Origin of the sequence: Nostoc sp. (assembly GCF_041747015.1) — a bacterium.
Lineage (GTDB): Bacteria > Cyanobacteriota > Cyanobacteriia > Cyanobacteriales > Nostocaceae > Nostoc.
In genome coordinates this window covers 1-17,791 of the sequence record NZ_JBGTFY010000167.1, presented here as the reverse complement: position 1 = coordinate 17,791, position 17,791 = coordinate 1, and the positions used below count along the sequence as shown (strand labels likewise).

At 41.2% G+C, this 17,791-nt stretch carries 13 protein-coding genes; 12 read left to right on the top strand and 1 reads right to left on the bottom strand.

All coding sequences use genetic code 11. The annotated features are described in order from the left end of the window. Window positions 1-517 precede the first annotated feature (517 nt). A complete protein-coding gene (locus tag ACEW80_RS13340; protein ID WP_373527042.1) occupies window positions 518-1,816 on the top strand; it encodes an ABC transporter ATP-binding protein in 1,299 nt (432 codons plus the stop codon). Window positions 1,817-1,965: 149 nt separating this feature from the next. Here the strand turns inward: ACEW80_RS13340 and ACEW80_RS13335 are convergent, their stop codons facing one another. Next, window positions 1,966-2,724, bottom strand: a complete 759-nt coding sequence (locus tag ACEW80_RS13335) for a Uma2 family endonuclease (protein ID WP_373527041.1) — start codon at window positions 2,722-2,724, stop codon at window positions 1,966-1,968. 490 nt (window positions 2,725-3,214) lie between these two features. Here ACEW80_RS13335 and hpsA point away from each other — a divergent pair, with 490 nt between their 5' ends. The 11 genes from hpsA (at window position 3,215) to ACEW80_RS13280 (ending at window position 17,337) form a co-directional block, all read left to right on the top strand. After that, window positions 3,215-8,248, top strand: a complete 5,034-nt coding sequence (hpsA, locus tag ACEW80_RS13330; protein WP_373527040.1) for a hormogonium polysaccharide biosynthesis protein HpsA — start codon at window positions 3,215-3,217, stop codon at window positions 8,246-8,248. A gap of 27 nt (window positions 8,249-8,275) precedes the next feature. Then, the gene (gene hpsB / locus ACEW80_RS13325; RefSeq protein WP_373527039.1) at window positions 8,276-9,010 is read left to right on the top strand and encodes a hormogonium polysaccharide secretion pseudopilin HpsB; all 735 of its coding nucleotides are present in this window, start codon (window positions 8,276-8,278) and stop codon (window positions 9,008-9,010) included. 43 nt (window positions 9,011-9,053) lie between these two features. Beyond that, window positions 9,054-10,058, top strand: a complete 1,005-nt coding sequence (hpsC, locus tag ACEW80_RS13320) for a hormogonium polysaccharide secretion pseudopilin HpsC (protein WP_373527038.1) — start codon at window positions 9,054-9,056, stop codon at window positions 10,056-10,058. A 28-nt stretch (window positions 10,059-10,086) separates the two neighbouring features. Next, a complete protein-coding gene (locus ACEW80_RS13315; RefSeq protein WP_373527037.1) occupies window positions 10,087-10,803 on the top strand; it encodes a Tfp pilus assembly protein FimT/FimU in 717 nt (238 codons plus the stop codon). A 171-nt stretch (window positions 10,804-10,974) separates the two neighbouring features. After that, window positions 10,975-11,943 (top strand): hormogonium polysaccharide biosynthesis glycosyltransferase HpsE, encoded by a 969-nt coding sequence (gene hpsE / locus ACEW80_RS13310; RefSeq protein WP_373527036.1) that lies wholly within the window; start codon window positions 10,975-10,977, stop codon window positions 11,941-11,943. 8 nt (window positions 11,944-11,951) lie between these two features. After that, window positions 11,952-12,947, top strand: coding sequence for a hormogonium polysaccharide biosynthesis glycosyltransferase HpsE (gene hpsE, locus ACEW80_RS13305; RefSeq protein ID WP_373527035.1), 996 nt, complete (start codon window positions 11,952-11,954; stop codon window positions 12,945-12,947). Continuing rightward, window positions 12,940-13,962 carry a glycosyltransferase gene (locus ACEW80_RS13300; protein ID WP_373527034.1) on the top strand — a complete coding sequence of 341 codons (1,023 nt, stop codon included), beginning with the start codon at window positions 12,940-12,942 and terminating at the stop codon, window positions 13,960-13,962. The genes hpsE (ACEW80_RS13305) and ACEW80_RS13300 overlap by 8 nt, the downstream gene beginning before the upstream one ends. 31 nt (window positions 13,963-13,993) lie before the next feature. Further along, window positions 13,994-14,554 carry a Tfp pilus assembly protein FimT/FimU gene (locus ACEW80_RS13295; protein WP_373527033.1) on the top strand — a complete coding sequence of 187 codons (561 nt, stop codon included), beginning with the start codon at window positions 13,994-13,996 and terminating at the stop codon, window positions 14,552-14,554. 31 nt (window positions 14,555-14,585) lie between these two features. Beyond that, the gene (locus tag ACEW80_RS13290) at window positions 14,586-15,233 is read left to right on the top strand and encodes a TIGR04282 family arsenosugar biosynthesis glycosyltransferase (RefSeq protein WP_373527032.1); all 648 of its coding nucleotides are present in this window, start codon (window positions 14,586-14,588) and stop codon (window positions 15,231-15,233) included. 242 nt (window positions 15,234-15,475) lie between these two features. Next, entirely contained in the window at window positions 15,476-16,318 is an 843-nt protein-coding gene (locus tag ACEW80_RS13285; RefSeq protein ID WP_373527031.1) for an HpsJ family protein, read from the top strand. Window positions 16,319-16,428: 110 nt separating this feature from the next. Then, window positions 16,429-17,337: a glycosyltransferase family 2 protein gene (locus tag ACEW80_RS13280; RefSeq protein ID WP_373527030.1), complete on the top strand. Its 909-nt coding sequence runs from the start codon at window positions 16,429-16,431 to the stop codon at window positions 17,335-17,337. Window positions 17,338-17,791: the final 454 nt, after the last annotated feature.

The following is a 17,791-nucleotide window of genomic DNA, read 5'->3' as shown; positions in this document are numbered from 1 at the left end:
GTATAATTGTACCATCAATTCATTTACAATGAGCAGGTTTAGCGCTTAGGTCTGGGAAAAGATTTTTAGGTACATCGGTAGTCATTACAACACCTCCTGACAGCCTTAAACTCAGAGTAGTTTGCTTTTTGTCGTACCAGCTATTTTTTTAACTTTTCGTATTTACAGATTCCTAATCAGATGAGGTACATCATAGCCCCCTCTCGAAGAGCGGGGAGGGGTTCTTGTACCTCACTCAACCGAGAACCGCTATATATTATGATGGTCGCTAAACTCTCATTTGTCCTTTGTCATTAGTTATTAGTGGGACTTAAACATTCTTGAGGGAGAAATCAGCCTCAAACCCATGCAGGGTAAGGGAAATACACCAAATGCTCAAAAATGGCGGAAACCCAGATATGTCAATAAACCAAGCAAAATCTTTCTGTATAGAGATTTGAGGCTCTTTTCTGGGTGTTTTTTGTCTAAGTTCTATTATTGATTTTCTCTCAATGCCCAATGACAATAATTAACAGTTGTGTCCCAAGTTGTTTTAGAAAACGTTTATAAAAGTTTTTCCCCGCGTAAAGGGGAAAATGTTATCTCACAAACCGAACTCCCACTCAAGTCTAGGGAGAAAACTGATGCAGTACGAGAACGTGCAGAAAGTGTCAATGTTTTGCGGCGGATTAACCTAACGATCGCAGATGGCGAATTTATGGTATTGGTAGGCCCTTCTGGTTGTGGTAAAAGCACTCTGCTGCGGTTAATTGCCGGGTTAGAAGTCATGACTGGAGGCAATATCTGGGTAGGCGATCGCTTGATCAATGACCTACCACCGAAGGAACGCGATATCGCAATGGTGTTTCAAAATTACGCCCTCTATCCCCACATGACGGTGTACGACAACATCGCCTTTGGGTTACGCCGCAGGGAAAGCAGAGGAGAAAATACTCCCTCATCTCCATATCTTCGGACGTGGGCGGAAAATCTTTTTGTGGGGGCGACAAAAAAGTTACCTAAAGGACTGCGCTACATTTCTGATCAAGAAAGGAGTGTGGATGAGCAGGTACGTAGTGTTGCCCAACTGTTGCAAATCGAAACATTGCTGAATCGCCTACCTAAACAGCTATCTGGGGGACAAAGACAACGAGTTGCACTGGGACGAGCGATCGCGCGTGACCCTCAAGTGTTTTTAATGGATGAACCGCTTTCTAACTTAGATGCCAAACTGCGAGCAGAAACCCGCGCCCAAATTGTCAAATTGCAGCGCCAATTGGGGACAACAACAATTTACGTTACCCACGATCAAACAGAAGCGATGACAATGGGCGATCGCATTGCAATTATGTCTGAGGGTAAAATTCAGCAAGTTGCTTCTCCTTTAGAACTTTACAACCGCCCTGCCAACCTTTTTGTCGCAGAGTTCATTGGTTCACCACCAATGAATTTTATTCCTGTGGAATTTCATGCGCCTCTATTGATTACTCATTCCCAGTTTCGTCTTACCCTCCCAGAAGTCTGGGGAAATACCCTAAAAAAATATGATGGACAAACTCTAATTTTAGGCATTCGTCCAGAACACTTGAACTTGAGTATGCCTGCCCCCAAAAATCTATCAGTACAAGTAGATTTGGTAGAGAACCTTGGCAATGATTCCTTTCTCGCCGTTAGGATTGCCGAACCTGGATCTCAACTTACTACTACAGGCAATTACCTACAAGTGCGAATACTACCAGACCGATTTGTACAAGTTGGTGAGCAACTTTGGTTATCTCTAACCCCAGAAAAAATTCACTTTTTTGACCCAAAAACTGAGCTAGCGATATTTCCCTGATCGCAATACCAGATCATGATAAAAGTAATGGCGTTGCTGAATGAAGGGATGAAATGTTAGGTATTGAAATCTAAAACTCCTTATCCTCTCTGCGTCTCTGCGCCTCTGCATGAAAAAAATCATCCCGCATTTATGCAACGCCAAAATAATTAATCTTCCTCATCACCAAAATCAGGTTCAATACCAAGTGTGCGTAGCTGCTCTGCTAAACGTTCAGCCCGTCGCCTTTCTCGTTGACCTATTTGTTTCTCTCGCTCTTCAGGAGTGAGTATCCAGTTACCCAGATGATCATACCAACGTAACCATTGGCGATCGCAACCCTGATAAACACCTTGCCAGAGTCCTAAACCGAGCCGGATGTCATTTATCCAGATACGGGATTGGGGTAAATCTAACTCTGCATACCTACTTCCTGCCAACTGAAAAAATAGCAAGTGGTCAGTGTAGCGGTCAAACACTATATAATAAGGCACTCTCAAAATTTGTTCGTAGACTTCCCACTTAGTCGGTGGTTGATTAGCGTCCCGCAAAGTTTGCCCCAAGTCTTCTTTTTCTGTTCCTGGTGAGAGCAGTTCTAGCACCACAAAGGGGTTAACACCTTCTTGCCAAGTTACATAGCTCAGGCGCAGTTCTTTCTGCTCATACAATCTCGGTACACCCAAAACGGCAAACCAGTCGGGGCGTTTATACCACAGAGGATGACGCACATCGTAGTAAAGATTCAAATCCGTGGCGACAAATACCTGATCTTCTGAGTAGTTGCTAGGGGAAAAAGTTTCTCTTAATAGCTGGGGTTGTAAGAGGTGATATTCGTCAGGCAAACCGGGTTCCTCAGGATATTCGCTGGGTAGGTCATACATTGTGGGCAGGAATTTCTTGGGAGAACGCGGCGGGTCGGTTTGATACATGATGTTGAGCTTCTTAATGTCAACCTGATATTCTTTTCGCAAGAGCCTAAATCATAACATTCCCAACTTCTATAAAAAGTCGGGAATCTGAGCCAAACCTCTGATTATTTTGCACCTAAATGATATCTTTCCTTTAACGGGTGGGTATTATAGGTTTACTTTGCTAACAACATCTTTATAAATTTGCCTTAAAGTAAAATACATTTCCGCAAATTTACCGTGAAGTTAGTTTTTGTTATTTATCAAACTTGATTGAAATAATTTTCAAAAAATCAGTATTTACCGGATAAGATGAACAATTCATAAATGATATAACTTTAGTAAATTGTCTTTTGTTGCAGCTACTTTATTTGGAAGTTAGTAAAACAAGATGCAGTAGTCATATAAATATAGTTTCATCTTTTGCCTACAAAATTAATTTCTAGGCACAGTTACCAATTTTGATAAAAAATCAAAAACCCACTATAAACCACTTGACAGGGAAGCAGTTATGTCTCGAAAACGTCAGCCAGTCAAGGCAATTCAAAAAACCTTAAAACAAATTAGCAAGCAGTTTTTATCTGCAATTAACAAACAAATCACCTGGCTACTGCGGACTATTTTTCTCACAAAGAAAAGACGCGGTTCAGTAAATGCTGGGTTTGTGTTGCCAACAGTGGCGATGGTAACTTTGGTAGTCGTGCTGTTAACAACTGCGATTTTGTTTCGGTCTTTTGAGCGTTCTAAAAATGCCAGTAATGTCCGGGTGAATGAGGCTGTGCTTAACGCTGCTACCCCAGCGATTGATCGGGCTAGAGCAAAAATAGATACACTACTCGTAGACCCAACACTACCACGAGGAACTCCCTCTGATAGCGCCTTATATGATGCTATTAAAAAAGACAAATATAGGTTGGGTGATGAGACTCGCCTGAAGTTGGCTTTTGAACTTCCTTTAAATCCTGACGGCACTGCTAATACTGCGGGTATTCAAAATCCAATCAGCACCACATTAATAGAGTATGACGAAACATTAAAAACAGCTTGGAAATATGGCGTTGACACAGACAATAACGGCAAAAAAGACACCTTTACTCTCTATGGAATCTACTTCCGTACACCACCTAGAAACAGCACAGGGGAGTTTACTCGTGAAAGAAAAGCCCTAGAAGCTAGAACTCCACCAATGGATAGTAGCTCAAACTCAAGCTGTGGTAGTGGTGGTGCAAGTGGTTTCGCTAGCTTAGTGGGCAACTCCAGTTGGTATAAGTTAAACAGTGGCAATCTGGGTAAAAGTTTCTTTGTTTATACCGTTAACGTGCCAATTACTAACTTAGGCAGCCTAAGTGCAACAGAATACGAACCATACAAAGGAAACAAAAGCGTTGTCGCGCTAGAATTTCAGCAAGACCGCACTCGCGTTCCTCTAGCAAATAACGCTGTTTTCTTTGAGAACGATCTAGAAGTCATAGTAGGTAGTACAACGTTGTTGCTGAATGGAAGAATTCACACAAATGGCAACCTCCTAGTAGCGGTTATTAACAATGGCGGTAATATAACTTTCCGGCAAGTTAGCAGCAAAACATCCTGTTTCTACAATGAAGAAAATGGGCAGATTACTGTCGGAGGCAATGTAGGAAATGGTAGCCTCTCTCAAACTGGCACTCAAGATGTAACCGTTGACCTTTACAAAGGTTCGGGTAACAACATTTCCACAGATTCCATTAACGCCACCAAAAAATCTACTGACTCTGCTGGCGGTGGCAGTATCGGATTTAACGATGCAGCACTCAACAAACGTATTGCTGCGATGAAGACTACTGCGATCGCTTCATGCACAGTTTGCAATGCCACAGCTACAACTACTGGTAGTGCTCTCAAAGCTGCTGTTAACGCTAGTGGTTATCCAAGCGATGTGAAAACTAACGTCACAGCTAAAGTACAGGATAGCGATGATATTACCACAGCCAAAAATATCCTCTACGACGAAATACAAATTTATCTGCAAAATCGAACCCGTCGAGTCCCTTTTGGAGAAGAAGCAGACGCCACAGGAGGAAACCAAACAACTTCATATACCGCTATTGGTGCCAGTTTAGATCCTCAAGCAACCTGGAGACAGCCACTAAACAGCAGTAATCAGTTTACTAGTGCAACAGGTATCACTTTGAATACTTCTCAGCTAGAGGCGACATATCCAGATTTACAAAAGAAAGAAGGCGTTCAGACCAGATTAGGCGATCGCGTTTTTGTAGGTAACAACTTGCCCGCTACATGGCTACAAGGCACCCAATATGTTGGCTCAGAAACTAACCAGTTAATTACCACTAGCGCTGGTGCTGCTGTTAACTGGACTAAACCAACTTCAGGTGTTCAGCAAAGATGGCGTAATACTCAAATACAAGCTGTTACAGACCTGGGTCTATCAGACCGAAATGGTTTTTGGGAAGAAAATGCCGCAGCAAATCCCATCAACGATGTAGATAGTGTCGGTGGAGTAAGAATTATTACAGGTGCGGGTATCTACGTTGATGATCCTGATATTGACGGCACAACAATTGGCGCATCCTATGATCGTCCAACTAAGACTTTTTTACTAAATCCACCAGATCCCACGCCACTTGACACTACTGATATTCCTGTTTGGCCTGACACAATGCCGATGTCAAGCCCTGGTGAGCCTAATAAAACAGGCGACCTACTAATGCGAGCCACCGCTGTTTACCACTACAAAGTAGACTATGGCACCGATCAAGAACCGATCGCTTGCGTAAGTAGCTACTATGATCCTAGTTATAAATACTCCTTTGATACTAACGGTAACGGTACTATTGAAGCGACCGAAAACTTTGATTCAACTAAGAATAAAGTTAGTATTGGTACCACTGCTTGGAATGTTGCTGCCAATGGTAAATCTAATAACGGCATTGTTTACGCTTTTCCTGGAAGGAGTACCTTTACTGCTAATAAAACTCTTCTCCAACGACAAGCTAAGTTAATATTTCCTAATGGGCGTTTGGTTAATGAACCCTTAAAAAATGCCTTAACAAAAATTGCTACTGGCACTACAGTACCCGCACCCAGTACTGGCTTCCAGCTAAATGATTATTCAGCAATTGACACAGCGCTTTGTGCTATTTCAATTCTGAGTGATGAAACCACTTTTGTTGCTACTCCTGCTAATCAGCCTGCTCATGGTGCCATCAAAGAAGCATCTTTTCTAGATGCCAGAGAAGCCAAGCAGATTAGTAAGGTAACAAGCGCAGCAGGTGCCACACCAATTGTCCTATCAAACACATACAACTTAGACTTAGAACAGCGCCAACCCTTAGAAGTTCGGGTAACTGAAATTAATTTAGGTTCACTAGCTAGCACGGCAATAGGGACAACCGAGTATTTATTGCCTTATAGCGGCATTATTTACGCCTCTAGGGATGATGCCTTGCGCGATGCGAGTGTGCCATACGTTGCAAATGATTTAGCAAGTATATCTAACTCAGAGTTACTCAGCCCGACTGATTTTGTACTTGACCCCACTCGCCGACCAAACGGCATCCGCCTAATTAATGGGGAAACTTTGGCAAGAAACGGTAGCACTGGTGGTAATGCTTACAATCCTAAAGAAAAGGGTTTGATTCTGGTAACAAATTTACCAGCATACATAAAAGGTCAATTCAACTTACACCAAGCAACTGTAGGTAGCGGTGCGGAAATTGAAGAATTTACAGAAAAAGAGCCAGCTACTAATTTTTATGCTCGCAGTACTGCCAATACTAAATTTGCTTGTCGTATAAATAGAACAGGCTGTTCCAGTACAGCAGGTCAAGGTGACTTTTGGAGACCAGCAACGATTATTGCCGATTCCATGACTTTGCTCTCTGGGTCATCGGCAACTGTGGGCTTTAAAGATGGTGTGCGTAGTGAAGGCGATTATGACCTGAACAATAATACTGGAGTGCCATTTAGTACTGCTAATACAAATCTTCTGAAAAATGGCTTTGCGGAAAATAACTTTGTTACCAGCACTGATTGGTGGTCAAGCACGAATAATAATTATCCCAAAACGAGTTTAGGCTCTTACACAATGAATGGAGTGACACCCATTCAGCGACGAGTTAATACATACCCTATGTACGTCATGGAAATGTGCCGTAAGTTGCCAGTTTCAGAGTGTCAATCTAGTGATTGGGCGGTCGGGTTTGACATAAACGGTGATGGTGCTTTAAGTTCCACCTTACAAAATTACACCGTAGGAGCTAACACTGTATCACTCATTGAAAGAGATATTAAGGGGTATCAGTTGGGACAAGCCTTAGCTTTTTCTCCTACTTACTCTGCATCTGTTCTTACTAATTGGGACACAGCATTCGGAACATCTCCTAATAGCAAGAGTATTAGACAAAGACTTGGGGCTGGCGATACGGCTACACAAGCTCTGGAGTCCGCAGATCAAAGGTATCCTCGTCGTGTTGCCTTTGCGCGTTACGGTAATGGTGTAACAGGCCGCATCAATAACGAACTAGTCGCTACAAACGCCACTGCACCTCTTCTTTACAGACCTTTGGGAATAGGTTGTCCTTTGGATACTGCTGCTACTGGTACTACTGCTACTAGTTATACTTATACCAATGGATGTACTTACGGTGGAACAACAGCAGGTACTAACTACGGTCAAACAGGAAGTAGCGCTCTCTGGTTTAGAACAACAACTTCTACTAGCAATCCTACTCTTAATCCAGCTGCTAACGAAAGTTACGGTAACGGCAATTCCCTATTTTACTATCCCCTTCAGGTTGATGCGAACGCTGATAGTATTATTGATCCGGATGGTCAGCCGCTCGTAGTCCCAGTTTTGCAGATTCATAGGTCAAACAATGACTCTGGCATCAGGGGTGACACATCAACAGAAGACGAATTTAGAGATAGATGGATACAACAAGCCCAGTCTGGCATTACAACATTTAATGCAACGTTTGTATTAGGAAATAGCCCCAGTAGATCAGCAGAAACGTCAGCAGGTTTGCAAAACTTCGTAAGATTTTTGGAAAGCTGGAATGGTGTAACAGCCAAAATCAGTGGCAGCTTTATTCAATTGAAGCGAAGTAACTTCTCTACAGGCCCAATTTCACCTCTTTTCGCTGCAAGAGCAACAAACTCAGGAAACAATGCAACTCCTACCAATAATCTCAGCCTTTTTAGCTATGAACTAGACAGTTATCCAACCCCGAACGACTCAGGTTTGTTACCTGTCTACGCCGCACCGACTAGAAACTGGGGGTTTGATGTCGGGTTGTTGTCAGAGCAACCAGACCTTTTTGCCCAAAGGTTCACCGTACCTCCAACAGGTCGCCCGAATGAGTTCTTTAGAGAAGTTGGTCGAGATGATACCTGGGTGAAAACATTGCTCTGTGCGGGTGAAGCTAATAACCAGACAGGTATACCAGCACCAGTAGTCCCACCAGCAACACCAGTCGCAGTAACTTATGCAAATGCAGTTCCTAGTGAATATCGTCCAAGTGGCTGTCCAACCATACCAGATAACTAGGTTTAATGAAATATTAGGTAAATTGCCATGATGATAGGGAAACAAGCTAAGAAAAAAAGGTTACAGGCAGCTAGATCGTACCTACGATCTAGCGAAGGGGGTTTCACGATTATTGAATCTTTGGTAGCGATACTTGTGGTTGCCATTTTGTTAGTAGCGATCGCGCCAGTTCTTTCCCTGTCAGTGGCAACTCGTGTACAATCCCGACGGATAGAATTAGCCACACAAGCTGCCAAATCATACATTGATGCGGTGAAGACTAAGAAAATAGCAGCCCCTGTAGAGACTGGTGCTACTACCACCCTAACAGCATACAGCGCTCCCACATCTACGGGAACTCTAACTTGTACAGCAAACTCTTACTGCACAGTTCCAACCGGATCATCTTTGTACTGTATAGATTTTGATAGTACTAATAGCTGTGAAAACACTAGTACTACAGACATGGTTATACAGGGTTTTCGCTACAACCTAGCTAATAGCAATAGTAATGATGCTACCAAGGGATATGCTTTAGGTGTGCGGGTTTACAGAGCTGATGCTTTTGCTCTCAGCACCACTCTCTCTAGAAACAATGAGTCGGGTGATTACAAAAAAGTGACACAAGCTACTTTTACCGGAGGTACAGGTCAGCGCAAAGCACCTTTGGTAGAAATGATAACAGATATCAACGACACTGTACCTAAATATAGTGATCTTTGCGCCCGTATTAAAGGGCCAGATCCAACTAATACTCCGAACGATGTTGGTTGCACTAATTGAATCTTGATTGTTAAATATCTCTCAATAAAAGGGAACCCGCAGCATGATAAGTTCACTGAAATTTATCCTGAGTACTCAATTAAAACGCTCTGGAATAAATAAGACAATTAGCGGCTTTACCCTGATTGAGCTGCTAGTAGCTATGGTGATGGCAGTACTAATCATAACGCCTTTAATGGGCTTTATGATTAGTATTCTCGATGGCGATCGCAAAGAACAAGCCAAGGCAACTTCTGAGCAAGAAATTCAAGCAGCACTAGATTATATTGCTCGTGACTTACAGCAAGCGGTTTACATCTATGATGCTGATGGTGTTACCAGAATCACAAATACTACTATTAGTAGTTCAGGAATTAAAGACCAAATACCACCAGTCAAATCTGCTTCTAGCTGTAGCCCTACTAGCGGTAGCAGTCCGAGTGTTTGCACACCAATACTTGTTTTTTGGAAACGTGAGCTTATAGCTGACAGTGTTGGCATTACCGCCAGTACTCAGACTGGTGCCATAACTACAGATACAGATGATGGCTTTGCTTATTCATTGGTAGCATACTACTTAATCACAAATCCAAATCAGGACAACCCTACTTGGTCTCAAGCAGCACGAATTGGCAGGTTTCAACTTCGAGGACCAGTGAACGCAACTAATGCTAATACAACAGGAAGTACAAGTAATCCTGGATTTAATCCACCACCACTAGATAAGACTGGTGCTGCGCTCAAAGAAAAGATGAATCAATGGCAGGCTGCATCAGCCAATTATACTAATCAAGTCGTGACTTTGGTTGATTACATTGACATTAGCACCACTGCACCTAGCTGCTCTAATCCAAACCTTGTACCCAGCACTTCAACAAGTCCAACAGGTCCAACAAGTGGATTTTTTGCTTGTGTCGATGCCACCGAAGTATTAGCACAGGTGTATATCAGAGGTAATGCACTTGCTCGTCTGCAAAAAAATAACTTAGTTTACGCTGCTAACACAAAAACTTATTTTCCAAGTTCGAGCATTCGGGTGCAAGGACACGGATTTTTATTTAGTAAATAACCTCTAGCTAATCAATCAAAGGTATTGTATGCACGGTGCAGCTTTATTGAGGTTAAACAAAATTCTTAAACAATTTGTAGTGGAAATACCAAAACAGGCATCTCTGGCGAACAGACTTCGCTACAAATCTGCATACCTACAAAAGGATGCCGGATTTAGTCTGATAGAATTATTAGTAGTCCTGCTCATGGTTGGAATTTTAGCAGCGATCGCAGCTCCTGGTTGGGCTGCCTTTGTAAATCGGCAACGGGTAAGTAAGGTTAACGACGCTGTTTTCGCTGCACTGCAAGAAGCACAGCGCGAAGCTAAAAACAAAAAACTTAGATACAGTGTTAGCTTTAGGATAAATAGCACAACTCAAGAGGTTGCTATTTATCCTACCGATTATGCGATCGACACATGGAGATGGAAATCTTTAGGGGCTGACGTGGGAGCCAATTCTGATAAATTTTTGCTAGGCGGAAATCTCAGTGGTGAAAACATTGCCAATACTACTACTAATTCTCCTGTATCCTATCCTTTAAGTGCATCAGCAAAAATTACCTTTGACTATATGGGAACTCTGACTCTGCCAAATAACTTTGGAACGGTGGCAGCAGGTACAGAACCACCGGGGTTAAAAATAGTGGTAGCTGTACCAAGCTCTGCAAATCCTGCATTGGCTAGTAGCGTAAAGCGATGCGTGATTATAAAAACTCTCTTAGGCTCAATGCTCACAGCGAAAGACTCCCCCCAATGCGATTAAGTAATTCATAGTATAAATTTATAAAAATACGAAATAATACTGAACATAAAACTGCACATTCATAGCAAAATTGAAGCATAGAGTGCAGTTTTATTATTTTATAGATTTCTTTAATAGTTAGTAACCAACTAGCTATTGGCTGACTAGATATCAAAATGTAACTTTTGTCAAATGACTGAAAACCTTGACTTTACTGTAGCTATTCCAACTTATAACGGTGAAAGTCGTTTGCCTGAACTCCTAGAGCGACTACAAAACCAACTTTACACAGAAAATTTCTCTTGGGAAATTATAGTTATAGACAACAACAGCACTGATAACACAGCTAAAGTTGTTCAAGCCTATCAAAAAAATTGGCAGTGTCCTTACCCTTTAAAGTATTGCTTTGAAGCACAACAGGGAGCAGCTTATGCCCGAAAAAGAGCAGTTACAGAAGCTAAAGGTGAATTAATAGGTTTTCTAGATGATGACAACTACCCAACATCAAATTGGGTAGCCGCAGCTTATACTTTTGGTGAAAAGTACCCGAAAGCGGGAGCTTATGGCAGTCAAATTCACCCTGACTGGGAAGTAGAACCACCAGAAAACTTTCAGCGAATTGCTCCCTTCTTGGCAATTACAGAGCGAGGTAATTTACCACTATTATATGAGGCAGCCAAAAAATTGCTACCTCCTTCTGCCGGACTTGTTGTTCGCAAACAAGCTTGGCTAGAAAGTGTGCCAAATAAACCTATTTTAACTGGCAGAGTTAAAGGCAATATGCTTACCAGTGAAGACTTAGAAATGTTGTCTTACATTCAAAAATCAGGGTGGGAAATTTGGTATAACCCAGAGATGGAGATTAATCACAAGATACCAAGTTCCCGGTTACAAAAAGACTATTTAATTCCATTTTTTCGAGGTATTGGACTTAGCCGTTATGTAACTAGAATGGTAAATGTAAAACAGGTATATAAACCAGTTGCTCTTTTAGCGTATATGATAAATGACCTACGTAAAATTACTTTGCATTTACTAAAATACCGGAATATCTTGAAAACTGATTTAGTTGCAGCTTGTGAAATGCAACTGTTCCTAAGTAGTTTAGTTAGTCCTTTTTATCTTTGGAAAAACGGCTATTTAAGTAAAAAATACAATTAAATATTTACATGAATGAAGTAATTGAAAAACTAGATTTTACTGTAGCAATTCCTACATACAATGGGGCAAAACGTTTACCTCAAGTTTTAGATTTGCTACTCAAACAGACAGGAATAGAAAAGCTAGACTGGGAAATTATTATTATTGATAACAACAGTAATGATAACACAAATGAGGTAATTGAGTATTATCAAAAAAGCTATAGCCAGAATATTTCTTTAAAGTGTTTTTTAGAGAAAAAACAAGGAATAGCCTTTGCAAGAATACGGGCTATAAGTGAAGCCAGAGGAGAGTTTATTGCATTTGTAGATGATGATAATCTACCAGCAAATGATTGGGTCTCACAATCTTATAATTTTGGTAAAGAGCATCCACAAGCTGGTGCTTGGAGTGGTCAAATTCACGGTGATTTTGAAGTCAGTCCCCCAGAAAATTTTAATAGAATTCAAGCCTTTCTAGCCATTAGGGAACACGGACTAGAACCATATTTATTTGATGCAGATAATTTAAGACTTCCTCCAGGCGCGGCGCTAGTCGTCCGTAAAAAAGCTTGGTGCGAAAGCGTTCCTGAAGAGTTAGTTTTTAAGGGTAGACTGAGTAAATTAATGGTTAGCGGGGATGATACAGAAGCTCTCTTATACCTACATAAAGCAGGTTGGGAAATCTGGTACAATCCCGCTATGCACATCGATCATAAAATTCCACATTGGCGGCTAGAAAAAGATTACTTATTAGTGTTGGCGCGTGGTTGTGGTCTTTGTATTTTCCAGCTACGCTTGATAAATGCCAAAAATTGGCAAAAACCAATACTTTTGATTAAAACTATCTTGGGAAATTTACGCCGAGTATTACAGCATCTGATTAAATATAGAGGTCAATTCAAAAGTAATTTAATCGCACTTTTTGAAATTAATTTTTACTGGGCTAGCATGATGAGTCCCTTTTATTCTTTGAGATGGAAGTTAGACAAAATTTTTAAAAAGGCAATAACACAAAATGACTAATTCAACTTTAGATGCAACAGTAGTTTCTGTTATTATACCAGCTTATAATAGCGAAAAAACTATTAAAGAAACAATTAAATCTGTTTTAAATCAAACTTTTACTATTTTTGAGTTAATCATTATAAATGATGGTTCACAAGACTCAACTTTAGATGTTATTACACAAATTCAAGACTCACGAATAAAAGTATTTTCCTATCCCAATGCTGGCGGAAACGTTAGTCGTAACCGTGGGCTACACCATGCAGTTGGAGAATTTGTTAGTTTTTTAGATGCAGATGATCTTTGGACACCTGATAAACTTCAGTCTCAGTTAAATTCTCTGCAAGAAAACGTCACTGCAAAAGTTGCTTACAGCTGGACTGATTATATTAATGCAAATAGTAAATTCATACTTTCAGGTAAGCGCATTAATGTAAATGGAAATATTTATGAAAATTTGTTACTAAGTAACTTTCTAGAGAATGGTTCCAATCCCTTAATTTGTAGAAAAGCTTTAATTACATTAGGTGGCTTTGATGAATCTCTAACTGCTGCTCAAGATTGGGATATGTGGCTGCGATTAGCCTCTAAGTTTGATTTTATATGTGTACCATCTGTACAAATCTTATATCGTATAAGTTCTAATTCTGTTTCTTGCAATCTTGTCAGGCAGGAAAAATCCTGCTTGCAAGTGCTTGAAAAAGCGTACAAGGAAAGAACTTCTCTAGGAGACGCTACCCAAAGGACACTTAAGAATAGTTGGAATATAAGTCTAGCAAATTTATACAAGTACCTGACCTGTAAAGCTCTACAAAAGCCGTTTAATCAAAAAAAATGTTTAGCATCTGGTAGATTTCTGTGGAAGTATTTTCTTAACGACCCTTCAAGACTTCAGAATATCAATTTCACCTTAAAAGTGTTATTGAAAATTATCATAATTCTTACCTTGCCCACCTTGTACTACAGTATTACTAAGCGGCGTGAAGTAAGAAGCCAAGAACCTGAAACATTGCTCAACATCTTGGTAGCTTAAAACCGACCAGAAAACAAATATGAATACCCAGATGCATTTACGATCTCTAGTTAATGCAAAAAATCTATTGAATAAGCATTCTAGCAGTGGTTTTACTTTACCAGAGATGTTAGTAGTTGTTTTATTAATTGGTATATTAGCTACAGTGGGAATACCTAACTGGCTATCTTTTGTGAACACTCAACGCCTCAACACTGCCCAAAACGAGGTTTATTCTGCGATGCGCCAAGCCCAAAGGCAAGCCATAAAAGATAAATTGACTTGGAAAGCCAGTTTTCGGGAACAAGACGGTATCGTTCAATGGGCGGTTCATCCTGATACAGTAAACTCATCTAACGCTAACTGGAATAATCTAAATTCCAATGTGCGCTTAGATTCTGAGACAAACTTAAACCCGTCACTCAGTACTGTACAACAAGTTCAATTTGACTACAAAGGTAACGCTAAAAGCCTTAGTGAGTTAGGAAGGATCACGCTATCCAGTAAGTCTGGTGGTAAAGCTAAACGTTGTGTTATTATTTCAACGATTTTAGGGGCAATGCGAACGGCAAAGGAGCATACTACAACCAATGACGGCAAGTATTGCTATTAATATATTTTTAGTTTATTGAAAAAGGTATTGCGTGCTGAACTTCCCAGCAAACTCAAAACAGCACTTGATTATTTTTACTCGCTATCCAGAACCAGGGAAGACAAAAACCCGATTGATACCTACTTTGGGATCTGTTGGCGCTGCTAATCTTCAACGAGAAATGACTGAACATACAATATTTCAGGTTCAAGAATTGCAAAAGGCAGTTGCTATATCTGTGGAAGTGCGGTTTGCAGGTGGCGATTTGCAACTCATGGAAGATTGGTTAGGACTGGGTTTGGTTTATCAGTCTCAAGGTGAAGGGGATTTAGGTTCGCGGATGGTGCGATCGCTTTTCGATGCTTTTCAATCTGGTGCAGAAAAAGTAATTATCATCGGTACAGATTGTCCCGGAGTAAATACCCAGATTCTAGCGATCGCTTTTGAGAAATTACACGCCTTTGACGTAGTAATTGGCCCTGCGATCGATGGTGGATATTACTTAATTGGTTTGCGGCAACCCATCCCAGAGTTATTCGTTAACATCGAGTGGGGAACTGCTGAAGTATTCCAAAAAACGGTGGATATTGCCCAGAAACTAAGTTTATCACAGGTGAACTTGCCGCCTTTGGCTGATATTGACCGACCGGAGGATTTGCCGATTTGGGAACAAGTTATTGCAGAGGAGATGACGAAATGAGGGAATTAATTTGTTTATTCTACAGAAGCAGGCTAGCTTAGTATCTTAAAACACTAAGAATTTCCTGAAGACACTGTACATAACAAATGTTACTGTGGCCTAGTTGAAAACCAAGAGGCAGACAGCCTTGATCAATATAGAATCTGCTTTGTGTTTCTGTACAACAGTCAAGGTCATGGGCACAATATTCAAGTAACTTGAAATATGAAAATCACTCGTATTCACTGCAAGTTTGAAAAAATATGGTTAATCGTTCTGCTTCCGTAAACACTGCCCTGACACTCAAAGTAGTTGGAATAATCTGTGTTTTGTCCTTTTTCGTTGACTTTTTGATTCTATTGTTACCCTTCCAACCGACTGATCGGGTATGGCAAATCAATTTAGCAACAGCACTAGTTGATCGGGGAATTGTTCCTCTGGTAGGCTTGGGGCTTCTATTTGCTGGGTATTGGATTGATAATACTGATGCAGCAAGTGATCGCCCCCAGGCTATTGATTTAAGATTTCCCGTCTTGATCGTGTCAAGTATTCTAGGGTTGATGTTCTTGCTGATTTTTCCCCTGCACCTTAACAACGTGAATCAAGCTAAGACTCAAACACTCAACCGAATCACCCAAGAAGCAGATCAGGCAGAAAATCAACTGAACAGTCGGTTATCGCAATTGCAAGCACAACTGAATACTGAGCAAGGAAAAGCTCAACTAGAACAACTGCGAAACCAAACCAAAGCTCAGTTTAGTGAAATACTCAAAGATGAGCAAAGATATAAGCAAGCACTTGAAAGCTCTCAAATTCCCCCAAATATCAAAGAGTTACTGAAGAAGGCTAAAACAGATCCGCAAGTACTTGACAAAGCTGTAGAACAACAAACAGATATTCAGACGGTGCGAACTCAACAAGTGAGCCAAGTTCGTGAGCGCAGAGAAGATGCTGAGAAACAAGCTAAAGATGCCGCCTGGAAGTCTGGACTGCGGATTAGTATTAGCAGTTTGTTGTTGTCCATTGGTTACATGATCATCGGCTGGACAGGTTTAAGAGGTATGGGTGCTGTACAAGGTGGTAAACCTAGAGCTACCGCACGCTAATCACTAAAGGAGTAGGGAGATAAGGAGCCAAGAGACGCGATTAATCGCGTCTCTAACCTGTACAGACGGGATTAATCGCGCTTTTAACTTTTAACTATAAAACCTGGGTAATGTTTTCAATTTACATACTTACATATAACGAAGAGCTAGATATTTCTGCTTGTATCGAATCGGCGATGCTATCGGATGACATCATTGTTGTAGACTCATGCAGTAGCGATCGCACTGTAGAAATCGCCAGTCGCTATCCCATCCGCGTCGTCCAACACGCTTTTGAAAGCCACGGACGCCAACGCACCTGGATGTTAGAGTCTATCCCGCCGAAGCACGAATGGGTTTACATTCTCGAAGCTGATGAGCGCATGACACCAGAATTGTTCGCGGAATGCGAAAAGGCAAGTCAGAATCAAGATTATATTGGTTACTACGTGGCTGAACGAGTCATGTTCATGAATCATTGGATTCGCTACAGTACACAGTATCCCCGCTACCAAATGCGCCTCTTTTGCCACGGTAAAGTGTGGTTCACAGACTACGGACATACTGAGCGCGAAGTTTGTGACGGTGCAACTGGCTTTTTAAAAGAAACATACCCTCACTACACTTGTAGCAAAGGCTTGAGCCGTTGGATTGAAAAGCATAACCGTTATTCCACGGATGAAGCGCAAGAAACAGTGTATCAATTAGAAGAAGGGAATGTCAGCTGGCGAAATTTATTCTTTGGCAAATCGGAAGTCGAAAGACGCCGCGCCCTGAAAGATTTGTCTTTACGTTTACCCGCTAGACCATTGCTACGGTTTGTATATATGTATTTTATCTTAGGCGGCTGTTTAGACGGACGTGCCGGAACGGCTTGGTGTACATTACAGGCATTTTACGAATACCTGATTTTGCTGAAAGTCTGGGAAATGAAGTATCTACCAAAACCTAATTTAGATGCAACAGCAATTCAGGTACAAGAGAGTCCACAACAGTTGCAGTGTGATAATTCTGAAACTACACAGGCTGATGTGGCCTAAGGGAGACTAAAGATTAGAAGGATTCTCAGTAAAATCAACAAGCAGCGATCAGGCGGGTATGCGATCGCTAATCAGAATTCAGAAATAGGGGCGCACAGTTAGCTGTGCGCCCCTATGTATTTTACATTTAAACAAAACCAATTTCATTAGGACTTACGCATTGACGCCAAATACAAAGCATGTGGGGCTTGAAAAACCATATCTTTCGTAGGGAACATTGCTCATTGGTGTCAACTTCAGCTAGAAATGGCTTCTGGCTTGGCTTGAGTACCCGTCGGAAACTGAAGTTCCCGCCTAATAACTAAAGTCTACTGAAGTAGACTCAAGATTTTTCGGGATATTTAGTTATCTTTAGATAACTTCTGCTATGAGCCAGGAATTTCAATTCCTGGTGGACGTGCAGTTTCACGTTAAGTTGACACCAATGAGCATTGCTGTGCCCTGAAAGCGCGGG

Coding starts and splice junctions, on each gene's coding strand:
- ACEW80_RS13335 (WP_373527041.1), bottom strand. CDS start 2,724: ATGTATCAAACCGACCCGCCGCGTTCTCCCAAGAAATTCCTGCCCACA.
- ACEW80_RS13300 (WP_373527034.1), top strand. CDS start 12,940: ATGACTAATTCAACTTTAGATGCAACAGTAGTTTCTGTTATTATACCA.
- ACEW80_RS13295 (WP_373527033.1), top strand. CDS start 13,994: ATGCATTTACGATCTCTAGTTAATGCAAAAAATCTATTGAATAAGCAT.
- ACEW80_RS13285 (WP_373527031.1), top strand. CDS start 15,476: ATGGTTAATCGTTCTGCTTCCGTAAACACTGCCCTGACACTCAAAGTA.
- hpsB (WP_373527039.1), top strand. CDS start 8,276: ATGATGATAGGGAAACAAGCTAAGAAAAAAAGGTTACAGGCAGCTAGA.
- hpsE (WP_373527036.1), top strand. CDS start 10,975: ATGACTGAAAACCTTGACTTTACTGTAGCTATTCCAACTTATAACGGT.
- ACEW80_RS13315 (WP_373527037.1), top strand. CDS start 10,087: ATGCACGGTGCAGCTTTATTGAGGTTAAACAAAATTCTTAAACAATTT.
- hpsC (WP_373527038.1), top strand. CDS start 9,054: ATGATAAGTTCACTGAAATTTATCCTGAGTACTCAATTAAAACGCTCT.
- hpsA (WP_373527040.1), top strand. CDS start 3,215: ATGTCTCGAAAACGTCAGCCAGTCAAGGCAATTCAAAAAACCTTAAAA.
- hpsE (WP_373527035.1), top strand. CDS start 11,952: ATGAATGAAGTAATTGAAAAACTAGATTTTACTGTAGCAATTCCTACA.
- ACEW80_RS13280 (WP_373527030.1), top strand. CDS start 16,429: ATGTTTTCAATTTACATACTTACATATAACGAAGAGCTAGATATTTCT.